Consider the following 21,514-nt stretch of genomic DNA (forward strand, 5'->3'; position numbering starts at 1 on the left):
GAGGTGACCCCCATGGGAATAGCTAGCATCGGTATCCCCGGTCTGATTCTGATTGTCATTCTTGCACTGATCATTTTTGGCCCGAAAAAACTACCGGAAATCGGCAAAGCATCCGGACAGACACTCCGGGAGTTCAAACAATCAGCTGGAGAACTGATTTCAGATGACGACAGCAGTACCAAAAACAATCAGGACGAAAAAACAGATAAGAGAGACAGGCAGTAGCTCGCACAGCACGCAGCACGTTAGAAGACTTAACTTATCGCCATACTTTTGCAGCGAAAAGCTTTAGTTGCACTTATGCAGATAGGAGAATTTCATGCTTTCCTATCTGCCAAAAAAGACTGTTTCCGAAAATAAATCCAGGGACCAGTCCTTTTTCTTCAAACCGTCTATTTAGTTACCGTTTTCTATTAGATGTTCTACTTTAACTCACCTGTACGGTTAAAGACTTGGAGATGAATGGCTCCTCCCTTTACATTCGATTCGTCACCACCATTTGATAAATCTCATAGAATTGGCGCCTTAAGCAATTTCCCCCCATCATTAAAATGCACTCACTATCTTCCTGTCTTCTCCTGATTTCATTCCTGTTACAATCAAAATAACACCGATCATTCCCACTATTGTCATCGGGAGAATCCAATTGGCTGTCACATCATGTATAAAACCTAATAATATTGGCCCAACCGCTGCGATTAAATAGCCAAACGACTGAGCCATCCCGGACACTTTAGATGCTTCCTGTCCATCATTTGACCGCAAGCTGAAAAACATCATCGATAAACTGAACGCCGCACCACAGGCACCGCCGATACATATCACAGCTATGGTAATCATAATAGCATTCCCGGTTAAAAGCCCGCCTGCACCGACAATAACCAATATGCCGGTAATAGCGGTTAACCACTTCTGATCCGCCATTTTTTCTGCGATAACCGGGGTAACAAATGTAAATGGGATGAAGGCCAATTGCATCAGAGAAAGCATCCAGCCTGCCGCATCGGACGTATACCCGCTATTTTTCAGGATATCCGGCAGCCATGAAATCATTGTGAAAAAGACCATTGATTGCGTCCCCATATACACAGTTATATTCCACGCCAAAGGAGATTTCCATATATTATTTTTTGCAGTTTGTTTCGATTCTGCACGTTTCAGTGGGTCTGCGTTTTTCTTAAGCTGCGGAACCCAAACGACTAACGCGACAATCGACAATACCGCCCAGGAGGCCAATGCTCCTTCCCATCCCCATCCGGAAATCCGTGACAGTGGTAAACTTAGCCCCGATGCCAAAGCGCCGAAAATATTCATAAAAACCGCATAAAGGCCTGTGAGCAACCCAATTTTTAACGGAAATTTCATTTTTATTAAAGCCGGCAATAACACATTTCCAAATGCGATTGCCACCCCCACAACGACCGTACCAGCAAGCAATAACGTTGTGCCGAATAACGTACGAACCACTAGCCCGATGGTTAATATAATGAACGAATAAAAAATCGTCCTTTCCATGCTGACGCGATTGGCAACGACGGATGCAAACGGAGATACCACGGCAAAAGCCAGCAAAGGTAAGGTTGTCAGGCTCCCGGCTACGGTGTTGCTGATACCTAGATCATCACGGATATAAGGAAGCACAGATCCCACTGAGGTTAAAGGTGCCCGCAAATTAGCGGCGATTAGCAGGATCCCAATCAACAAACCCCAGCGCGTTATGTTATTATGTTTTTTCTTTGCTAGTGTATCTTGTGCCAAAATCATTTCCCCCGATATTTATCAACCTGTTTAACTAAGTCTAAGTATTATATCAAAACGAAATTTTAACTTGTCCGCCAGAGCTTGCCGTAAAAAACAAAAACAAGGAGATAGCATTCCGCTATCCCCTTTTCCGTCTATTACGACTCATCACTTCCTCGATAACGTTGATATGGTAACGGGTTCCATGTTCTATATTGCAGTTCTTCAGCTCGCAGTGCCGATGGGATGTCGTCGAACATTCTTTGCGCTACTTTTAGTTCATGCTCCGCTTCTCCTTTATCCTGGTACATAAATTCATCGGATGCTTTGTCTGGTGCCTTGTTCACTTTTTCCTCTAAATAGTCAACAACCATCTCTTGTTGCTTGTGAAGGGATTCACGTGCGTCAGCTATCCAACCTGCTTGAGTTGAGCGCAGTGTATCCGAAACATAACTGAATTCATCAGAGATTTCTTTATAAACGCGGTCAGCATTGGAACGCACATCCATGATGGCTGTCTCCAAATCCTCAATCGTTAATTCTTCTGCCACAAGCGGCTTATTTCGTTCCGGCCCGCCTAGCCTGGATCGATTTAAATAATATGGGAAGATACTTTTGATTGTCTTACCGACTGGTGAAACGGCCTGGTTGTTTTCATCGACACCTTTTGGTTGAATACCTTGCATCGCAATACGGGCTGATTCCGGCCGGACAATTTCTTTTGGCGGCAGAACACCGTAGCGCAGCAATTCCCGAATCCCCGTACCCGATATATTAATCCGATACCGCTCATCATGTGGACATGTCTGGTCTGTTGCCGGATGATCACATCGGGTGCAATAAAACACTTCATGGAACAATCGTATATCAATTCCCAATTCATCAGATGTAAATTCATCAAAAATGGTATGAGCTGCATATTTATCATAAAAATCACCAATGCCTGCATGATCCCTGCCGATTAACGCATGGGTACATCCGTAGTTTTTCATAATAATCGCATGCAGCACAGCTTCCCGCGGTCCGGCAAAAATGTACGTCACCCTTAATGGCGCGAGCACCGTTCTTTCTTTTGGATAATAATTATCCAGAACACTGCGATAAGATAACATCCGAAACTCATGCCTTGTGTATTCACGTTTGGCCATCTCTACCAGCGGTTGGACAAACAAACCATCCAACTCTTCCAACGCATTCCGATGAATATACTCATGTCCGCGGTGCATAGGATTAGCCCCTGTTATAAATCCGCCTACCGAATTAAATTTCTTATCCTGATAAAATAGCTTCCATGTGTCTTTCGGCTCCATTCGGATGTTTTCAAATGGTCCCCAGTGTACTCGGCGCAGCAATTGAATCGGACCGCCCAGTGCCGTATCGCCCATTCGCCGGTAAATCGAATCCACGCCAGGATGATTGCGGTCAGTGGTACCAAACAAGTGGGAAGCACGAAAATCCCGGTCATAATGAAAGATATCAGCTAATTTAAGAATGGCAACTGGTTCTTTTGTTTCATCTGCAAGTGCTACGTCATCGCCAACGGATAAAGTTTGAATGATCTGCTCATTCCGATCACCAATGGGGGCAAAACTCAATGGAACCGGCCAAACAACGCCATTTGTTAATCGGCCATTTGTAAGAACCGACTTGTAATCATCTTCTACCATAAACCCTTCATTTGGAGACAGTACACCAGTGGCTATCATCTCAAGTGTAATGACAGCTTCCAAATCTATCATAATGGTTGGCAGCTGCTTCGCTTTTTCCATTGCTTCATCTCGCTCTTTTCCCGTAAGAACACGATTGACTAACTTCCCACCATGCGGCTGTTGTGGGTAACTTGCTAATGTTTCCTCATCCAATACAATTGAATCTTTATCCATTTGCCTTCCTCCTCATTCCCCTTATTATTGAACGGGACCGGGAATCTGTTATTCCGTTGTCCTTGTTCCTTTGTTCATATATATGGAAAATTTGACATGACTATAACAATGAATATGCTGCCTCATTTCACCCATTAAGCCACCCAGTTGGAAAACGCTTACATCCATATTAATAGTTATCAAGGTGCTAATTACCTAAGAACGCTAATGTTGATGTATGAAAAATAGATAAAGTCTGTCAATTATGTATATTTTTATGATAACGAAGTCCGAACCGTTTGTAAAGGTATTCAGTACAGACAACAGTGGATAAAATCGGGCTTCTGTCGGCTATCGTATCACTTGTTCCAACATTGGTTGGTTTTGTTACATTAAGTAATGACATATCGGATTTACGCAGCCAAAAAGAAAAGAATCCAACTCCGAACCAACCGAAGAAGGATTCAAATAACACACTAAGATAGAACCGTTTGTTACGATATTTTCAATTTATCCATCGAAGTGACAACCCTCTCGACCTCCTGCTCACCAGCCGCTTCCCACCTGCTTTTATCAGTAATATTTCCATCTCTGTCCAAAGGCTCTTGGAATTGATTGAAACCTGTCGTTGTCAGCAATGAATTTTCATCCCAGTCCAAACCGGTATTGACGACATGTTTGATGACATACGGTGTCCGGAATTCCAGATAGGCACTTGCTTTGTCCAGCTCCCCTTCAATGACGTTGAACGGAACTCTGACATATATCGTCTCACCGCCTTCCCGGCATAGCACCATATCAAATTTCCCACGGTCATACTCCCAATTCCCGCAAAGGGCGTAACCATTAGACCGGAACATTTTGTACACATCACCGAAATAGGCTCTTTTCCCTTCAATAGTTGTTTCCAGTTTTAACATTAAGCTTCACTCCTCAACCAGAATGTATTTTTTAGTTTTAACCAAAAATGGAAGACAATACCCCCTAAAATACTTCCCATGAATTGGTTCGTTAGACCTAATACTTTTCACCCTTGTGTCAATTTTTGTAACTATCTATCATAAGTGACAGTTGTCATAATATTTTAATAGAATTGTAGGAAGGGAGTGCGAGAACTTATTTTTTCATAAATCAAACTGGGAGGGGGACGCATATGCTGAAACGTGCAGCCATATTACTTATTTTATTGTTAATGACATTTGCTCAGGTTGCTTTTGCGTCAACTGATTTAATAGCACCGCAAAAAAACCTACAGAAAGAAAAACTGTCAACGGAAAATCTGGAGCCCACCATCGATCCGGATGATGAGGTGCGTGCGATCGTTGAAATTGACGGGGATGCGCCTATTGAAAAAGCAACGAAAAAAGGTGTTAAGTTTGGCAAGCTAAGTGTTGCTGAAAAGAAACAATACCTAAATAAAGCGAAGAAACAGAAAAAAGCTGTTAAAAACGCGATGAAAGGCAAAAATGTGAATTCAAAAGCATTACAGGAATTTGACGCTGTCGTGAACGGATTCAGTGTCGAGGTAAACTATGAAGACTTCGAAACGATCAAGGAAATTCCTGATGTCAAAGACGTTTATGTGGCCAATGAATATGAACGGCCGATTGCTGAACCTGACATGGTGAGCAGTAAAGAGCTCGTTGAAGCACAGCATGCATGGCGAGACTATGGTTTCAAAGGGGAAGGTATGGTTGTCGGGGTTATCGATACAGGAATTGACCATGAACACCAGGACATGGTGCTGTCAGATGATACGGATGTGGCATTAACAGAAGATCATGTCAATGAAACGATTGAAGATGAAGAGCTGCCGGGGCGCTATTACACAGAAAAAGTGCCATATGGCTATAACTACATGGATGAAAACCATGAATATACCGATGATTTTCCTGGAGCCTCTTCGCATGGCACGCACGTAGCCGGTTCAGTTGGTGCGAACGGTGATGAAGATAACGAGGGTATCTTAGGTGTCGCACCGGAAGCTCAACTATTGAATTTAAAAGTGTTCGGTAATGATCCCGCGTTTCAATCAACATATGGCGACGTTTACATAAAAGCGATTGACGATGCGATTAAACTGAACGCCGATGTGTTGAATATGAGTTTGGGATCTCCCGCAGGTTTTGTTAATGATGAATCACCGGAACAACAAGCCGTTACCAGAGCTGTTGATAACGGCGTCTTAATGTCCATTTCTTCGGGTAATTCCAACAAGTTTGGCGAAGGGTATTTTTATCCGTACGCTACCAATCCGGATTACGGTGTGAACGGCTCACCGGGCACAGCCGATGATTCCCTGCAAGTGGCATCGTTTGAAAATGACCTCATGACCGTTGATGCTCTGGAATACACGATTAATGGCGAAAAACAGACGGCCGGGTTTCTGTCAGCCAGTGAAACTGATCCGCCGACTGATGGCAGTGCTTTTGACTTAGTCGATGCGGGACTTGGCTACCCGGAAGATTATGCCGGGAAAGATGTTGAAGGAAAGTATGCCCTTGTACAGCGCGGTGAGCTGGACTTTGTAACGAAAGCATTGAACGCGCAAAGTGCCGGGGCGGCCGGGGTCTTTGTTTATAATAATGAAGATGGCATGATCAACATGGCATCCGATCCAGAAGTTGCCATTCCGCAACTGGCCTTGTCAAAGTCAGATGGGGATGTCCTTGCTAAGGCAGTGGCCGATGGACAAGATGTCAGCATATCTTTCCATGGTGAATCAACAGCCATTGCGAACCCAGAAGCCGGCCAAATGAGCGCTTTCTCCTCTTGGGGGTTAACACCAAACCTCGATTTCAAGCCGGAGATCACGGCACCAGGCGGGCAAATTTATTCCACTCTGAATAATGGCGAGTACGGCATCAAGAGCGGTACATCAATGGCGGCACCGCACATTTCGGGTGGTAGTGCGTTAGTGCTGGAACGGGTTGACCAGGAATTCGGCTACGAAGACGCAAATCGTGTCAAACTGGCCAGGAATATCATGATGAACACTGGTAAAAGCGTTGATTTTGAAGGGGCACCGGTATCGCCAAGACGCCAAGGTGCCGGTATGATGCAGCTGCATGCCGCCCTGTCAACACCAGCGATCGTCACAGCATCGGAAACCGGCGAAGCTAAAGTGGCTTTGAAAGAAGTGACCGACAGTGTCGTCCGTTTCGAATTGACCGCCGAAAACTTTACGGATGAAGCGCTAACATATGATGTTGAAGCCAACGCCCAGACAGATTCACCTGTCGATGGTGGCGACGTACTGGTGACTGTACCAAATCAGTTCCCGGCAACTGAACTGGACGGGGCTGCGGCAGTCGATAATCAAATTAAAATTCCAGCAAATGGTAAAACATCATTTGCAGTAACGATTGATGTCAGTAATATGGATGCCAGTCTGAATGCCATATTTACCAATGGTTACTGGTTGGAAGGGTTTGTGACATTGACCGATCCAAACGATGTCAACCCAACGCTGACTGTTCCATATGCTGGTTTCAAAGGTGAGTGGGATGATGCCCCAATCTTTGATACAGCAGATGAGTCGTCCTATTATGGTATGACCGGCATTGCGACCCCAATTGATGATGAAGACTTTGCATTCCTGGATGAAGATGCCATTATTTCACCTAATGGAGATGGCGAGCTGGATGAGGCTTTGCTGGTTGTCTCGTTCCTGAGAAATGCTAAAGACGTCACGTTTAATGTGTTGGACGCTGACGGCAATCAAGTCGACACACTGACAGAAGAAAGCTATGTCCGGAAAAATTACTATGATGGTGGTTTGGCACCGGCTTATTCCCTGGACCCGGAACGGACATGGGATGGCACCATTGATGGCAAGCCTACTCCGGACGGCCAATATTTCTTACAAGCGGAGGCAACCATCGACTTTGCCAATGCAGAGCCGCAATCTATAAAACTGCCAATTACGGTTGATGCGGCCGGTCCGGAAGTAGAAGCCGATATTAACCGCGGTGATCGTGAGGTTGCTCTCGCAGTGGCTGACGCAAACGGCATTGCCGAATGGGAGGTTCAGGTTGACAAGCAGGATCCTATCGTCATGACGGATGAAACCGAACTTGACCTGACCGGCATCCACCCAAGTCAAGTTGTCACCGTTAAGGCTGTCGACAACGCTGGTAATGTAACCGAAGATGTTGTCATGGGGCCACAAGGCAAAGCGAAAGGAAAATTCGAGGGTAATAAGGGCAATGGCAACAACGGAAATAATGGCAAAGGTAACAACAGCAATAACGACAATGGCAAAGGACCAAATAACTAGATGACAACACACATAACCGGTGTCCCACATCATGGGGCACCGGTTTTTTCTCAGTTTGATATGGTAATTGCCCCCCCCCCCACTCAATCNCACTCAATCGTATTCCGCACGTGATCAAAATAAAGCATTGGTACATGATCCCGCGGTTAAACGTTCTTTTTTACATTATCAAAAAATAATTTATACAGTACCTTGCCATAAACAGTAGTATGTGATACATTAATTTTGCAAGGTACTTTTATATTACAGTACTGTTTATTACACAGTAGTGAAATTGAGGTGTACATCCTAATGAACATACAGTTTAAAAAAGGCGCTTTAGAACTATGTGTCCTTGCATTGCTGAATAAGCAAGATCGTTATGGCTATGAGGTCGTTCAAAAAATCTCGGATCAGATTGTCATTTCTGAAGGCTCCGTATATCCACTGTTAAGGAGACTGAAAAAAGAGACGTACTTAACAACCTATTTACAAGAGTCAAAAGAAGGGCCTTCCCGAAAATATTATCGGCTCACTGATAAAGGCAGAGATTACCTCAAAGCCCTTAACGATGAGTGGAAGAAGTTTTCAGATGGTGTTAATCAAATCGTAAAGGAAGGTGTCTACGATGAATAAAGAACAATTTCTGAAGAGCCTGGAGAATGGATTGAAAAAGCTTTCTCCAGAGGAACGTGACGATATTATACACGATTTCAAGGAGCATTTTTCCATTGGCTTAGCAGATGGCAAAACGGAAGAGCAAATTTCTGACTCACTAGGGTCACCTAAACAGATTGCAAAAGAGCTGGTTGCAACGTCCCAAATCGAAAAAGTGGAGGACACAGCAACGACGGGCAATATTTTCCGTGCCGTCTGGGCTGTTATCGGGTTAGGGTTTTTTAATTTTGTCATCGTGCTTGGACCATTTGTTGCGCTACTAGCCTTGATAGTGGCAGGATGGATCTCCGGGGGTGCGTTTATTGTTTCTCCATTAATGGTTCTATTAAATGCAATAATATACCCGGCAGTTTTCAAATGGTTTGATTTATTCTTTTCACTCATGCTTTGCGGTATTGGACTATTTATTGCAATTGGTATGTTGTTCGCAACAAAAGTATTGATAAAACAATTTGTACGCTATTTAAAATATAACGTTTCACTTGTGAAGGGAGGTTTAAAACGTGAGTAGTATCAAGAAAATATCCATTGTTGCATCAGTTCTTTTATTAGTTGGTGTGATCGGGAGTTTAATCACATTCAATACCATTAATAACTCTGTCCCCGTTTCGGAAGAGGCCATCATTGATGACAATCTGACAGATATTGAAATTCGAGCAGATAATGAACAAGTAAGGCTTAATTCAACAGATGACGATAAAGCAAAAGTAGCATTATCAGGCAGAATTACCGAGGGAATAAAAAAGCAATTGAATGTTGATGTGGAAGGCAGTACTTTATCCATCGAATTAGAGGATGAGGATAGGAAGTTTTTCAAGTTTTTTGATTTCATTGGAACATCCTTAACATTAAACGTATATTTGCCTGAAAAAGCATACGAATCATTGCAGGTTGACATAGACAATGGCAGTTTTCAGGCAGAACAGTTCAGCATAAAAAATGTTGAAGCTGAAGTGGATAATGGTTATTTAGAAATGAAAAATATCGCTGCAACGATGATAACGACCGAGGTAGATAACGGTAAGGTCTTCCTTGAAAATACAGAAGGTAACATTAACGGGAAAGTAAACAATGGGAAAATTTATCTTAAAACAAAAAATCTGGATCGCCCCATAACATTAGAATCCAATAATGGAAACATCAGAATTGAAACAGATAAAGAGCCGACAAATACAATTTTTGATATAAAAACGGATAATGGCAACGCGACTGTTTTTGGAAGTTCTAACTGGGACACTGTCACCGGGGATGGGGATAATCTCATCAAATTAACAACCAACAATGGGAATATTAACGTTGTGAAGTAGAATGAAACGTCATTCAGCAGAGTGCTTTTCTCTGCTGAATGATTGTTGATGTACATTTAAAATAAAATTGCGACGTTTGTAAAAAAGATGCGAAATTTTACCCCTTCGGATATACATTGTCCAAAGGGTGATTTCATGATAAAAATAACATAACGATATTCCATTAACGGCCAGTTTGTGGAATAAGGTTATTGAACTAATGAGCAGGTTAATAAGAAACATTAAACGTTATGATAATAAAAGTGTTAAAATGAAGTAAGGAGGCGATATGTATGAAAAAAGTTGATGGTCAAGCTGCAAAAATTTTAGAAGATATTATTCAAGACAAAGATCAGTCATTTGAATTTAATGGGCGACAATATAAAATTGTTGCAATTGATAACAAAAGTGACTTAGAAACAACGGTAAAAGAAGATGTCGAAAAAGATCCAGAATTAAAGCAGAAGTTGTTACAGTCTAAAAAGGATATTGAAGAAGGAAATTATTTCAGTTCTGAAGAAATGCGAGAAATGATTCGGAGCGGTCAAATATAAGATGGAATTTATTTGGACGAAAAACACGAAGGAGTCATTTAAGAATATTAAAAGTAAACATTTTTCTCATAGAGGTTGTTCAAAAAGTCCGGTAAAAATGACACGTCGAATTTCTTCGTTGGCTTGTTTTTCCGCTGCTCATGTATCTAAAGGCATACACTCCGCTGCTCGAAACGGCACCGCCTCGAACTTCTCGGTCCTTTTTATCCTCCTTTTTGAACACGCACTCATAGTGAACCATCGAATATAAATTAAGCTTGTTAGAACGTATTGAAGATAAGATTCAAACACTTGGCACGAGTACGAGAGCAGATAAACCAGAGTGGAAAGCCAGTCATAAAATCCTCGTCGACAGGTTCATTATTTACTACTCCTTTTCTGAGGATAAACAAACTTGTTATATTGAATATTTTAAACACTCTAGCCAACATTATTAACATATTCTCAACTATCATGAGGATAGGTTTTTCTTACTTGCTACAGAAACGGGCGCTTTCGCGGAATAACGTATTCATTTCTCGGGCCATTATATTGAATAAGGGGGTACATAAATGACAAAGCAATTAAAGCGTTTTGAAAACAAAGTGGCACTGGTGACAGGTGGACGTTCGGGGATTGGCCAGGCCATCGCCCGCCGCCTGCGCGACGAAGGAGCGACTGTAATCACCGCACAGCGCGGCAAGGATGAAGAGTTTGACTGGATCGAGGCAGATTTCTCGGATTCGGATTCATCGGAACGAATCGTTAAAGAAGTCATCGCTCGGACAGGCCAGCTCGATGTAGTGATCAATAATGCCGGCATGATGCAAGAAGCATCGATTGAAGAGATGAGTGTTGAGGATTGGCAGCGAAATCTCAGCGTTAATCTGACAGCTCCTTTCCTGTTGATTCAAGCAGCCTTGCCTTACCTGCGCCAGACGAAAGGTAGTATCGTCAATACTGGATCGACGGAAGGACTTGCTGCCAATCCCCAGCACGCGGCCTATTGTGCGTCAAAAGCTGGTCTTCATGGGCTGACCCGTTCGGTGGCAGTAGACCATGGCCATGAAGGCATTCGTTGTAACGCAGTGGCACCCGGCTGGATCGACACGGAGTTAAACATTGACATGATTGCAAACAACTCTGATGCGGAGGCTTTCCGACGCGATATCGCAAGCATCCATCCTGTGGGCCGTACAGGTTCACCCGAAGAAGTGGCAGCGCTCGTGGCATTTCTGGCAGCTGATGAGGCTGGATTTATCACAGGACAGGTATATACTGTGGATGGCGGCAGAATGACTAAGCTGAGTCATCCTTGAGCAAGGAGTTCATATCGTTTGCTTGTCTGCCCATTGCTCTATAAACTTTAAAGTAAACATAAAATAACAGTTGGGCGCACTTTCTTGAATTGAAGGAAAGCGTCCAATTTACTATTGTAGGGCCGTATTGCGGAAGATGGTCCTTAAGAGGTAGTAATGATAAAATAAATGGATATTGTGAAAAGGTATACTTAAACTAAAGTGCAGAAGAGCTGAATAGGATTTAATTATGTGGTGTACCAACAAGATAGTTTATTAAGAATAAAAAAAGAGACCCATGTAGAGTCTCTTACCTTACAAATAAATTTATTTTTAAATTAAGCCTTTATTTGACAAATGATGTCATGAACATCTACAAAAGATCTTTGCTCAATATTTTTTCTTCAGAAATACGTAAAAGTATCATAAGAGAAAATCTGGCTTCTTAACTGTGGATAAAATACAAAGTCCGGATGGCAGAAAACTTTAAGATCTTGATATTTTTCTTGTTCAATCGTTTCAAAAAAACGACGAACTAATACTTTATTGGCTTCAACTGACATATCAACATTTCCTTCCATTAAAACTTGTAAGATTCTCCGTCATCCGGCACCAATACGTGAGACGTAATTCCTTTTTCATTAAGGAATCCTTTTAATTCCTCTCTGGACAGTCCCCAATGATTGACTGCTTCCATATGGACAGCAATAATTTTTGCATCAGGGGTAGCCTTGTACACCTCATAGACATCATCTTTCCCCATCACAAGAGAACCACCTTCATTGAAATGATTATCTCCGGCATTAACAACGATAACTTCCGGATTATGAGTATCAATTACTTCTTGCACAGCGTTATACCATACTGTATCTCCTGCTACATATAATGTTTTCTCACTATCATGTTTAAAGACAACCCCACACACTAGACCAGCAAGTTTTAGAACTTCGCCTCTTCCATGCTCTCCTTTTGTTTTCACTAATTGAATACCTTCAAAAATAGTGTCCTCTTGTAAAACCTCTACATTTTGGAACCCAGCATTTCGAATTTCTGTCGCATCTTCTTCACTTTGAGAAAATAACTTGATATCCTTTGGTAATACTTCTTTTGCAACTTCATCCCAATGATCATAGTGAAGATGCGTTACAATGACTGCATCAATATCTTTAATAATATTGTCAATGGAAGTTGGCAACTCAACTAACGGATTATATTGATCATCTCTTGGTGCATTTGGGAAAGGTGGGTAAGTACCTTTTTCCGCTAGCATTGGATCAACTAAAAACTTTTTACCTGCATATTCTACAACGATTGTTGCATTACGAATTTGATGTATATTCATATATATTAACTCCTTTTTTTGTGATTTTCTTTGAACAATGTATAGTTTATACTAAGAACTGTTGGAGATACATGGCTTAAATAAAGTATTTGGGTACTTTGGCTTTATAAATGAAGGAGTTAGACAAATGTTAGATAACACAGATATGCAGATTTTAGATGAACTCTCTAAGAACAGCCGAATTACAATGAAAGAATTAGGTGAAAAAATTCATTTAACTGGGCCAGCAGCTTCAGATAGAGTGGCAAAGCTAGAGGAAAGTGGAATTATTGAAGGTTATACCATTAATGTTAACCAGGTTAAATTGGGCTATACTATACATGCTTTTATTACTATTATTATAGAAAGCATTTCTCATCAACCCTATCTGTCATTCATAAAAACACAAGGAAAATACCTAATAAATAACTATAAAATCAGTGGAGATGGGTGTTACATACTCGAATGTAAATTTCCTTCCAATGAACTAATGAATCAATTTCTTGAAGAATTAAACGAGTATGCGAACTATAAATTATCTATTGTTATTGATAAATAGTGAATCAATACAACGGAATGTTTGTGAAAAGATGTACTTAAACTATATGGTGCGTTAGCAATTAGCTGATTTGCAATAATCATTACCTTGATTATTCCATAAAAGGGCGCGTTTATGGAGTTAAAAATAATTGTAAAACAGAGATTAGGATGTGTACATTCATATCTTTCGTGGTATAATATATGTAGAAAGTTCATAAATTAATAAAGACCGTCCCATGCTGATACATGGAACGGTCGCAATAGACCGAACCCCGTCAAGAGGGGTGGGTAGCTCGAGAAATAATCCCTCGCTTACCTGCTAAAGTGCATGAGGGATTATTTTTTATGGTTATTATCAGAAACAATGAACGCCACTAACATCCCGAAAGATATCATGAGCGTCAAAGCGCTAACAATGTCCATAGGCAAACACCTCCCTCCCAGGAAGTCTCCAAAAAGACTAACGGCAGATCGACAGTGCTACCTAACCCCTTATGCGAAGCCAGCCTATTGTGATTATTGTATCATAAATTGGTAGTATAAAGTTAAGCTTTTACAAATTAATGCATCTTCCTCAATCGGGCACTTTTGTTATATAAAATGATCAATTTTTTTCAAAACGGGATTCTTTTTATTTGTCCTAAAATGAGGTTCTACGGGATACTTTTTGATCAAACTTTATTTAGCCACAGTTGAGCCAAATCGGACATTTAGGGACAGTTGGCCCGCCGTTTTTTTGGCAGGTTACTGTCCATTACATGCGGGAAAAAAATAAAATCCCCGAGCCCATTAGCGACCCGGGGGGATGTTTTATTTGAGCATAACGGAACGCAATAGCTATACTGCCACAGCTACATTCGGCCGGACCGGATAATGATAACGATCATCAGGATAAACATGAGGAGAGCTATAATAGCACCTATTTCAATGATTGGCAGCTCCCAAATGATGGTATTCTGCCCAACCACCGCTAATCCGATAATCAAACCGGACATGATAATACTGAAAGCCAGCATCAGAATACTGAACGCTATCCGGTTACTAATTCTATCCAGCCGCCGCATAACGTCGTTTATATGCCTGACATTAATATCAAGACCGACTCTGCCTTTTTTAACGACGGACATGATTTGTTTCATATCCTTTGGTAAGTCCGTCAGAATGTCGAGATTTTCACCAATCTCCTGCCATGAATTTCGGATAATTTCCTTTGGATGGTACCGCTTCAGCACTAATTTCCGCGCAAATGGTTCGGCCGCACGCAGTAAGCTGAATTCCGGATCAAGTCTTCCAAGCACACCTTCAAGCGCCAGGATTGTCTTGCTGATGATGACCATTTCAGTCGGAACCTTGATGTGGTGGTGATACACAACGCTGAATATCCCGATGATGATCCGTCCCAGACTGAGATCTTTCACCTTAACATTTTGATATTGCTGGTGTAGTTTATCAAGATCTCGCTCCAGTCGCTCAATATCCGTCTCTTCTACAATCAAATCCATCCTGGAAAATGTTTTAATCATGCCCATGCTGTCACCTTGATGCAGGTTCGCGATAATCGAAGCAAAATGGCGTTTCAGATTTTCACTAACATGGCCTGTTTCGCCAAAATCCAAAAATGCCACCGTATTTTTAGGTAAAATAAAAATATTTCCGGCATGTGGATCCGCATGAAAAAATCCATTTACAAGAATCTGCCGCAGCATCGCATCAGCCAGACGTTTGGCAATGATTTCCCGGTCATAACCTGCTTGATCAAGAAATTCGATTTCCGATACCTTGATGCCGCTGATTTTTTCCATTGTCATGACTTTTTCGGTGGTGAAATCCCAGTATATGTTCGGAAACTTAATAAAGGCCTGATTGTCAAATTGTCCCGCAATTTGCTCTCCGTTTCGGCCTTCCACTATGTAATCCAGCTCATTTCTTAATGTCTCGGACAGTTCATCGATGATATCGCAAACCCGATAACGCCGCGCCCAAGCTGCCCGTTCTTCCAGCATATGTCCGATACCTTCCAGAATTTCAAGATCAGTTTCCATCCTGGGCTTAAGGCCCGGACGCTGCACCTTGACAACAACCTCTTCCCCGCTCAAAAGCCGGGCTGCATGCACTTGTCCGATCGAAGCTGTCGCTAGTGGTTCGGATCTTACATGATCAAACAAGTTTTCAAGGTTATCATCAAATTCCATCTCAATGGTGTTCTGAACCTGTTCAAACGCAAAAACAGGTGCATGATCTTGCAGCTTTTCCAATTCGGCTGTGATTTCCGGCGGCAATGTATCATAACGCGTACTTGCGATCTGTCCCAGCTTAATCGCAGTCGGCCCCAGTTCCTGCAAAGCGAGACGCAGGCGCTTCCCCATACTTTTCATGCTTGTATTGACTTCAGCGGATTCCTTGCTTTTTGCCATGGCCCGGTCTATTAAACCGACCCGAAACAGGATGTGACTGAAACCATTTTTTATGAGTGTATTCACAATTTCGCGGTATCGCTTTGTATGTCTGATACCTTTACCGAGCATTCCATCACCTCCTACCTTATACTATAGTTATTATGCAACATAGATAATTATTTCTTTCCTTTTCCAGTCCAAAGTTAAACACAGGGAACCACTTACATTTGAAAGCTAAAACCTGTATTACCTATCATAAGTAAAATACGCTGTCATGACAAATTTACATAAGTATTTACTGCTATACTAAACGAAAAGCCCCTTTATGCTTAAATGCACAAGGGGCTTTTCGTGCGGTTTAGCCAATCGGCTGAAGTTCACATGATATCGGCTGATGTTGTCACAATGTCCGCCGAAGTTCACAATTTTTTCGCTAAAGTTGTCACATGTCATTCTAAAAATGGACCCACGCTCAATGGCATCGTCGAGTCCTCATGTCACCACAAATTGGGACAGAGAGCCTAATTGGGCCTAGTCCTTTGGTCCCGTCACGTCACCACAAACTCAGTCCGACTGTAACCTTCCTTCGTCTTAATCACATCCAGACGTGCCGGAAACATGGCTTTCAAATCCTGAACATGGGAAATGACGCCGATCATCCGGCCAGACTGTTGTAAGTCGATCAAAGTCTCGACCGATTTGTTCAAGGATTCCTCATCGAGCGACCCGAATCCTTCATCAATGAACATCGTGTCAATCGAAATGTTGCCCTGAAAACTTTGGATGACATCAGACATGCCGAGTGCGAGACACAAGGACGCATTAAACTTCTCACCGCCTGATAATGTTTTGACGTCGCGTGTCTGCCCGGTGTAAGCGTCATAGATATCAAGTGCCAGGCCGCTCTGTTTGCCGCGGGCTTCCTGCCGGTCACTCCGCATCAAGTAAAATTGCCCGTTGGATATGCCTTTCAACCGGCCGTTAGCTGCCTCAATGATCCGTTCCAAATATTCGATTTGCAAATAGCGTTCAAATGATATTTTCTGATCATTTTGCCCTCTAAGAACATCATACAAATCAGTGATGGTTGCCAGCTCTTTCTCGCGCGCGGCTACTTGCTCATTCGTTTCCATAATATTTGCCCGTATATCGGATGCGTCCTCATAATACGCCTTTGACAAGTTCAACTGCTTCAATGCTTTTTCGTAGGCTTCTTTCAGTTGATCCAGTTGTGTTTGAATAGCTGTTAAGTCCGCTTTCTGCCTGTCTTTCAATGATTCATGCAAATCACTGACAACTTGGTTTAATGCTGAAAGTTTCTCGCTAAACTGTTGAATCGATTCTTTCAGTTTCTTCTGATCGGCTGCCGGGATTTTGGCTTCATGGTAAACTTCCTCCGATGAAAAACCGGCGTCTTCAAATGCCGCTTTAAATGCTGTCTCCGCTTTTTCACGTTTGCTGTTCGTTTCAGAGCGTTGTGTTTCGGCATTGGTCAGATTGGCTGCCGCTTTTGTCTGTTCCTCTTTTGCCTGCTGGAGCCTGGTCTGTGCGTTTTCCCACATCTTTTCCAGCCGTGATTTATGATTCGATGTTTCGTTGATTTGCTTTTCCAGTTCTGATAAAACGCGGACTTCTTCCGGAATGTGGCTGACTCTTTCGTCGTAGACAGCCTTGGCTGTTTCATATGATGTCTTTTGCTCCTGATAGTGTTTCTCGAGCTGCTCTTTCTTTGTTTCCTGCTGTTTCAACGCGTCCGTTTCCTGCGTATACGTTTCCATGTCCTGCTTGCGTTTTTCCTGCTGTTTCATTAACGCATCGACTTCTTCCTTCAACTGTTTGCCTTTTAATTCCAGCGCTTCTTTGGCAGACGGGGCTTCTTCCGGTTGAATTTGATAGTGTTTAAGCTCCTCTTGCTTTTCGTCAAGCTGGATCGTATTTGACTTCTGGGTTGTAACAGCATCACGGTAATGACGGTCGTTTTCATCCAGCTCTTTCTTTAATGCCGTTAGCTGTTCTTTTGTCACCGATCGTTCTTGGGCACCTGCTTTATTCGGATGATCGTGACTTCCGCACACCGGGCAAGCTTCACCGTCATACAGATGGGCAGCCAAAAAGCTTGCCTGATTGTGCATCCAATCCTGCTCAAATGTTTCATATTTCTGCTTTGTGTCCTGATAAGCCTTTTCTTTCGTCTGCATATCCTGATCCAGCCGTGATTGTTCTTGCTTCAGCTCGAGAAAACGCATCAATACCTTTATCTGGTCACGCATGGCGTTCAGTTTTTGCTGTTTTTCCGGTAACTGACTGACCTTCTTATCCATTTCGTTGATGTTTTTAGTTCGTTTTTCTACTGCGTCACGTTTTGCCTTCAGTTGTTTCGTCACGTTTTCCAGGTTTTGATAAGCCGCGTTCGTCTGTTTCTTTAATGTTTCCAGCTGCCGTTTGCGTTCATCGATTTCGTTTACAATCGGCAGAAATTCCTGGAGCCGGTCCAGTTGTTTGCTGACATTCTCCCGTTCAGTTTGCTTGTTTTCTTCCTGGGTGTAGGTAGCCTTGGCCTGTTCCAGCTTGGCTGTTTTCTTGTTGCTGATTGTTTTGGCGTTCTCAAGGGCGTGCGCTTTTTCTTGTTCTTCTTTCCGCCAGTCGGCTGCTTGTTTCTCATATAGTTCAATCCGGCTGGCGCGTTCAGCCGCTTCCAGCTGCCGTTCTTTCGCAGTCACGGCCGGTATTTGCGCCTGCATTTCTTTCAACTCGGCCTCCTTCTGCTCCAATTCCTGAAAGCGGTCGTTCAATGCTTTAGCTGCGTGAAATTCTGTTTGTTTTTTACCGTGGGCCGTATAGGCTTGCTCGTATGTTTGCTGGTCGATGACAATCTGATCTTGATAGAACTGAATCTCTTCATCCAGTCCGGTAATGACCTGGTTGACGTTATAATAGTCTTCAGCAAGCACCTGGAACAACGGCGAATTTTCCCGTTTCGGCAGCGTTGCTGAGATCGTTTGGATATAGTGATCACGCATTTGTTTTTCCTGCATGAAATTCCGCTGGATGCGGTCTTTCTTCTGTTTCAGCAGCTCGTTTAGTTGTTTATAGGACTCTGTCTTGAAAATTCGCCGTAAAATTGCTTCTTTATTTTCTGTTTCCGAGGTTAATAGTTTGCGAAACTCGCCTTGGGGCAGCATAACAATTTGCTTGAACTGGTCCTGTGTCAGCCCGATGATCGCCTCCAGCTTTTTATTAATTTCGGAAACCATTTGCCGGTCAACACAAGGGATTTCTTTTCCGTCCACATGTTCATAAAACTCATAGCGCTCGCCGGTGCTGGTTTTATTCCCCTGCTTAATATGCGGCAATTGACGGAAAATGCGGTAATGGCGGTCATTCAATTCAAATTCCAATTCAACAGATGTATGCGTATGATCATCGGCAAAATCACTGCGCAGCATCCGCTGGTCTTCCCTGTCCGAACCGCTGGCACTCCCGTATAAAGCAAAACAGATCCCGTCAAAAATGGTTGTTTTGCCTGCACCGGTGTTTCCGGAAATGACAAACAGATTGTTCTGCTCAAGTTTTGTAAAGTCGATCGTTTCCGTTGTTTTATATGGACCGAATGCCGTCATCGTTAATGTCAATGGTTTCAACGTGCCTTCTCCCCTTCCATGCCTTTCAGAGGTTACCTTGATACCGGTTCCTTATCCTGTCCGGACGCAACCGTTTCCCGCTCATCTTTTAACAGGTCATTTAGAACTTCCTGGAAAATCGATGCTGTTTCCTCAGTCGCATCTATTCCTTTCACTTCCTTATAAAAGGCTTTAAAAAGTTCCATGTCACTCATTTTGCTGCGGTCCACTGTTTGCTTATTATGTGATGTCGTAGCGGCGAAGCCATCGTTTTGACGTTCAACGTGCATCGCGTTTGGATAAACCGATCTGATGCGTTCCATTGGTGACAAAACCGGTGTCTCATCCAGCAACCGGACAAACACATAATCATCATTGACCGGATGCGTCAATAAGTCATCCAGCATCGCTTCGACCGTGCGAATATCCCGTTTTGGCGTAAGCGAACGCTTTTCGATCGACACATTCCCGCTGGCATCCATTTCAACAATCGAAAAACCTTTTTGATGATGTTCTTCAGATATGGAATATTTTAGGACGGACCCGGAATACCGGACAGTTTCATTATCAACGTGATGACTCTGGTGCAAGTGGCCGAGTGCTGTATAATGGAAAGGTGAAAAGTGACGGGCATCCACATACTCCGCGCCGCCGATAGAAAGCGGGCGCTCCGAATCACTTGTATTTTCTTTCTCCTTACCAAACGGTGTAACAAACGCATGGCCTATGTAAACATGGCGTGCCTCCGGATCCATTTGCCCGCGGAGATGTTCCACAACCCCGGCAGCCGCGTCATTATGCGTCCGGATCGTGTCATCTTCCAATGTGGTCCGAACAACACTCGGGTCGCAGTATGGCATCAGGTGAAAATGCACCGGTCCATGTGCGTCATTTAAAATAACCGGCTCCTGGACCCCGGTAAACGTTCCAGCAATATGGAGGCCATTCTTCTTCATGATAGTGGTGCCAAAGTTGAGACGGCTCGGACTGTCATGGTTCCCCGCCACAGCCAAAACAGGCGTTTTTAACTCAAGCACGATTTTGCTCAAAACCTCATCTAGCAAATGCACTGCTTCAGTCGGCGGCACCGCCCGGTCATAAAGATCACCGGCAATTATCACGGCATCGGGTCGTTCGTCTTCGATGGCTTTTGTGAATTGCTCCAACACGTAACGTTGATCCTCCGTCATGTAAACGCCCTGGACGAGTTTTCCCAAATGCCAATCCGCTGTATGGAATAATTTCATAGGCTTGTCTCCTTTCCGATCGATTCTCTCAATCTATTATAGTATAAAATGATCTCGTAGTGTGAATCCTTTTCAGGAGAGAGTTTACAAATGAACCATACAATATTTTTTTGGAACATACACATATGATTGATTGAGACACTTCGCGGATATGACAGAAAACTTGTTGCCTTAGAAAACAGCTAAAGAGGATATCAGCCCAGGGAGGATTTGAATCCCCAATTTCATTTCAGTGAGCTAATTAATCTACATGATCAGGAAAAGGCAACTCTTAATTTAAACATTTTAGATGGACATAAAGTTAAAGTTGTAATCTTTCATGGTCTAGAGCAATCCGCGATTTATAACGGGGAGTAAAATAATATCTGGTGGTACGCTTTATGTGGAGAATATAGCCCACATAAACGAGTCATTCTGTCGAACAGGACTTCTGGAAACTGAAATCTACACCATCTCTTTGTCTTATGAACCAGTTGTTTGGAAGAACGCATTCAAGCACATATACTGCTATACTGGCCGCGTATTATTACTGATTCAAATTGCCAGCATGACAATCATGGTCGAATCTTCGACAGAATATTGGATTAAATCCATTTTAAAAAACTTTCCTCTAAAAAAGGAGACATTCATCAACGGACCGGATTGACGCATACCAGCACCTAATTATGAGGTTGATAATCATCCAAATACTTCAAATGCTTCAAAATCCTAGTTATACACCCCCTTTTGTGTCCA

The 21,514-nt window shown here is 42.8% G+C and carries 16 protein-coding genes; 8 read left to right on the forward strand and 8 right to left on the reverse strand.

Translation table 11 applies throughout. From position 1 onward, the window contains the following. Window positions 1-12 precede the first annotated feature (12 nt). Window positions 13-225: a twin-arginine translocase TatA/TatE family subunit gene (tatA, locus tag ACFQ4A_RS00210; RefSeq protein WP_382396772.1), complete on the forward strand. Its 213-nt coding sequence runs from the start codon at window positions 13-15 to the stop codon at window positions 223-225. Window positions 226-546: 321 nt separating this feature from the next. Here the strand turns inward: tatA and ACFQ4A_RS00215 are convergent, their stop codons facing one another. The 3 genes from ACFQ4A_RS00215 to ACFQ4A_RS00225 form a co-directional block, all read right to left on the reverse strand. Further along, window positions 547-1,758: a CynX/NimT family MFS transporter gene (locus ACFQ4A_RS00215; RefSeq protein WP_382396774.1), complete on the reverse strand. Its 1,212-nt coding sequence runs from the start codon at window positions 1,756-1,758 to the stop codon at window positions 547-549. A gap of 140 nt (window positions 1,759-1,898) precedes the next feature. After that, the gene (locus tag ACFQ4A_RS00220; protein ID WP_382396776.1) at window positions 1,899-3,623 is read right to left on the reverse strand and encodes a sulfate adenylyltransferase; all 1,725 of its coding nucleotides are present in this window, start codon (window positions 3,621-3,623) and stop codon (window positions 1,899-1,901) included. A gap of 473 nt (window positions 3,624-4,096) precedes the next feature. Then, window positions 4,097-4,522: a YugN family protein gene (locus ACFQ4A_RS00225; RefSeq protein ID WP_382396778.1), complete on the reverse strand. Its 426-nt coding sequence runs from the start codon at window positions 4,520-4,522 to the stop codon at window positions 4,097-4,099. Window positions 4,523-4,755: 233 nt separating this feature from the next. Here ACFQ4A_RS00225 and ACFQ4A_RS00230 point away from each other — a divergent pair, with 233 nt between their 5' ends. The 6 genes from ACFQ4A_RS00230 to ACFQ4A_RS00255 all read left to right on the forward strand — a co-directional run bounded on the left by ACFQ4A_RS00230 (window position 4,756) and on the right by ACFQ4A_RS00255 (window position 11,676). Further along, the gene (locus tag ACFQ4A_RS00230) at window positions 4,756-7,881 is read left to right on the forward strand and encodes a S8 family serine peptidase (RefSeq protein ID WP_382396780.1); all 3,126 of its coding nucleotides are present in this window, start codon (window positions 4,756-4,758) and stop codon (window positions 7,879-7,881) included. A 291-nt stretch (window positions 7,882-8,172) separates the two neighbouring features. Beyond that, complete coding sequence (locus ACFQ4A_RS00235) at window positions 8,173-8,496, forward strand: PadR family transcriptional regulator (protein ID WP_382396782.1); 324 nt, start codon at window positions 8,173-8,175, stop codon at window positions 8,494-8,496. Continuing rightward, window positions 8,489-9,049 carry an HAAS signaling domain-containing protein gene (locus ACFQ4A_RS00240; protein WP_382396784.1) on the forward strand — a complete coding sequence of 187 codons (561 nt, stop codon included), beginning with the start codon at window positions 8,489-8,491 and terminating at the stop codon, window positions 9,047-9,049. Before ACFQ4A_RS00235 ends, ACFQ4A_RS00240 begins: the two co-directional genes overlap by 8 nt. Further along, window positions 9,042-9,845, forward strand: a complete 804-nt coding sequence (locus ACFQ4A_RS00245) for a DUF4097 family beta strand repeat-containing protein (RefSeq protein ID WP_382396786.1) — start codon at window positions 9,042-9,044, stop codon at window positions 9,843-9,845. Before ACFQ4A_RS00240 ends, ACFQ4A_RS00245 begins: the two co-directional genes overlap by 8 nt. 272 nt (window positions 9,846-10,117) lie before the next feature. Beyond that, entirely contained in the window at window positions 10,118-10,378 is a 261-nt protein-coding gene (locus ACFQ4A_RS00250) for a hypothetical protein (RefSeq protein ID WP_382396788.1), read from the forward strand. A 551-nt stretch (window positions 10,379-10,929) separates the two neighbouring features. Beyond that, the gene (locus ACFQ4A_RS00255; protein ID WP_382396790.1) at window positions 10,930-11,676 is read left to right on the forward strand and encodes an SDR family NAD(P)-dependent oxidoreductase; all 747 of its coding nucleotides are present in this window, start codon (window positions 10,930-10,932) and stop codon (window positions 11,674-11,676) included. 383 nt (window positions 11,677-12,059) lie between these two features. On the opposite strand, the gene ACFQ4A_RS00260 is transcribed toward ACFQ4A_RS00255, so the two are convergent. Further along, complete coding sequence (locus ACFQ4A_RS00260; RefSeq protein ID WP_382396792.1) at window positions 12,060-12,218, reverse strand: hypothetical protein; 159 nt, start codon at window positions 12,216-12,218, stop codon at window positions 12,060-12,062. Between the two features lie 17 nt (window positions 12,219-12,235). Further along, window positions 12,236-12,997, reverse strand: a complete 762-nt coding sequence (locus ACFQ4A_RS00265; RefSeq protein WP_382396794.1) for an MBL fold metallo-hydrolase — start codon at window positions 12,995-12,997, stop codon at window positions 12,236-12,238. A gap of 127 nt (window positions 12,998-13,124) precedes the next feature. Here ACFQ4A_RS00265 and ACFQ4A_RS00270 point away from each other — a divergent pair, with 127 nt between their 5' ends. Then, window positions 13,125-13,535 carry an Lrp/AsnC family transcriptional regulator gene (locus ACFQ4A_RS00270; protein ID WP_382396796.1) on the forward strand — a complete coding sequence of 137 codons (411 nt, stop codon included), beginning with the start codon at window positions 13,125-13,127 and terminating at the stop codon, window positions 13,533-13,535. A gap of 832 nt (window positions 13,536-14,367) precedes the next feature. Here the strand turns inward: ACFQ4A_RS00270 and ACFQ4A_RS00275 are convergent. The 3 genes from ACFQ4A_RS00275 to ACFQ4A_RS00285 all read right to left on the reverse strand — a co-directional run bounded on the left by ACFQ4A_RS00275 (window position 14,368) and on the right by ACFQ4A_RS00285 (window position 20,779). Then, window positions 14,368-16,041, reverse strand: coding sequence for an ABC1 kinase family protein (locus ACFQ4A_RS00275; RefSeq protein WP_382396798.1), 1,674 nt, complete (start codon window positions 16,039-16,041; stop codon window positions 14,368-14,370). Between the two features lie 419 nt (window positions 16,042-16,460). Further along, on the reverse strand, window positions 16,461-19,553 hold the full coding sequence (locus ACFQ4A_RS00280) for an AAA family ATPase (protein ID WP_382396800.1): 3,093 nt from the start codon (window positions 19,551-19,553) through the stop codon (window positions 16,461-16,463). A gap of 32 nt (window positions 19,554-19,585) precedes the next feature. Further along, a complete protein-coding gene (locus tag ACFQ4A_RS00285; protein WP_382396802.1) occupies window positions 19,586-20,779 on the reverse strand; it encodes an exonuclease SbcCD subunit D in 1,194 nt (397 codons plus the stop codon). Window positions 20,780-21,514 lie beyond the last annotated feature (735 nt).

The sequence above is a fragment of the Lentibacillus salinarum genome, from assembly GCF_042679865.1.
Classification (GTDB): Bacteria; Bacillota; Bacilli; order Bacillales; family Amphibacillaceae; genus Lentibacillus; species Lentibacillus salinarum.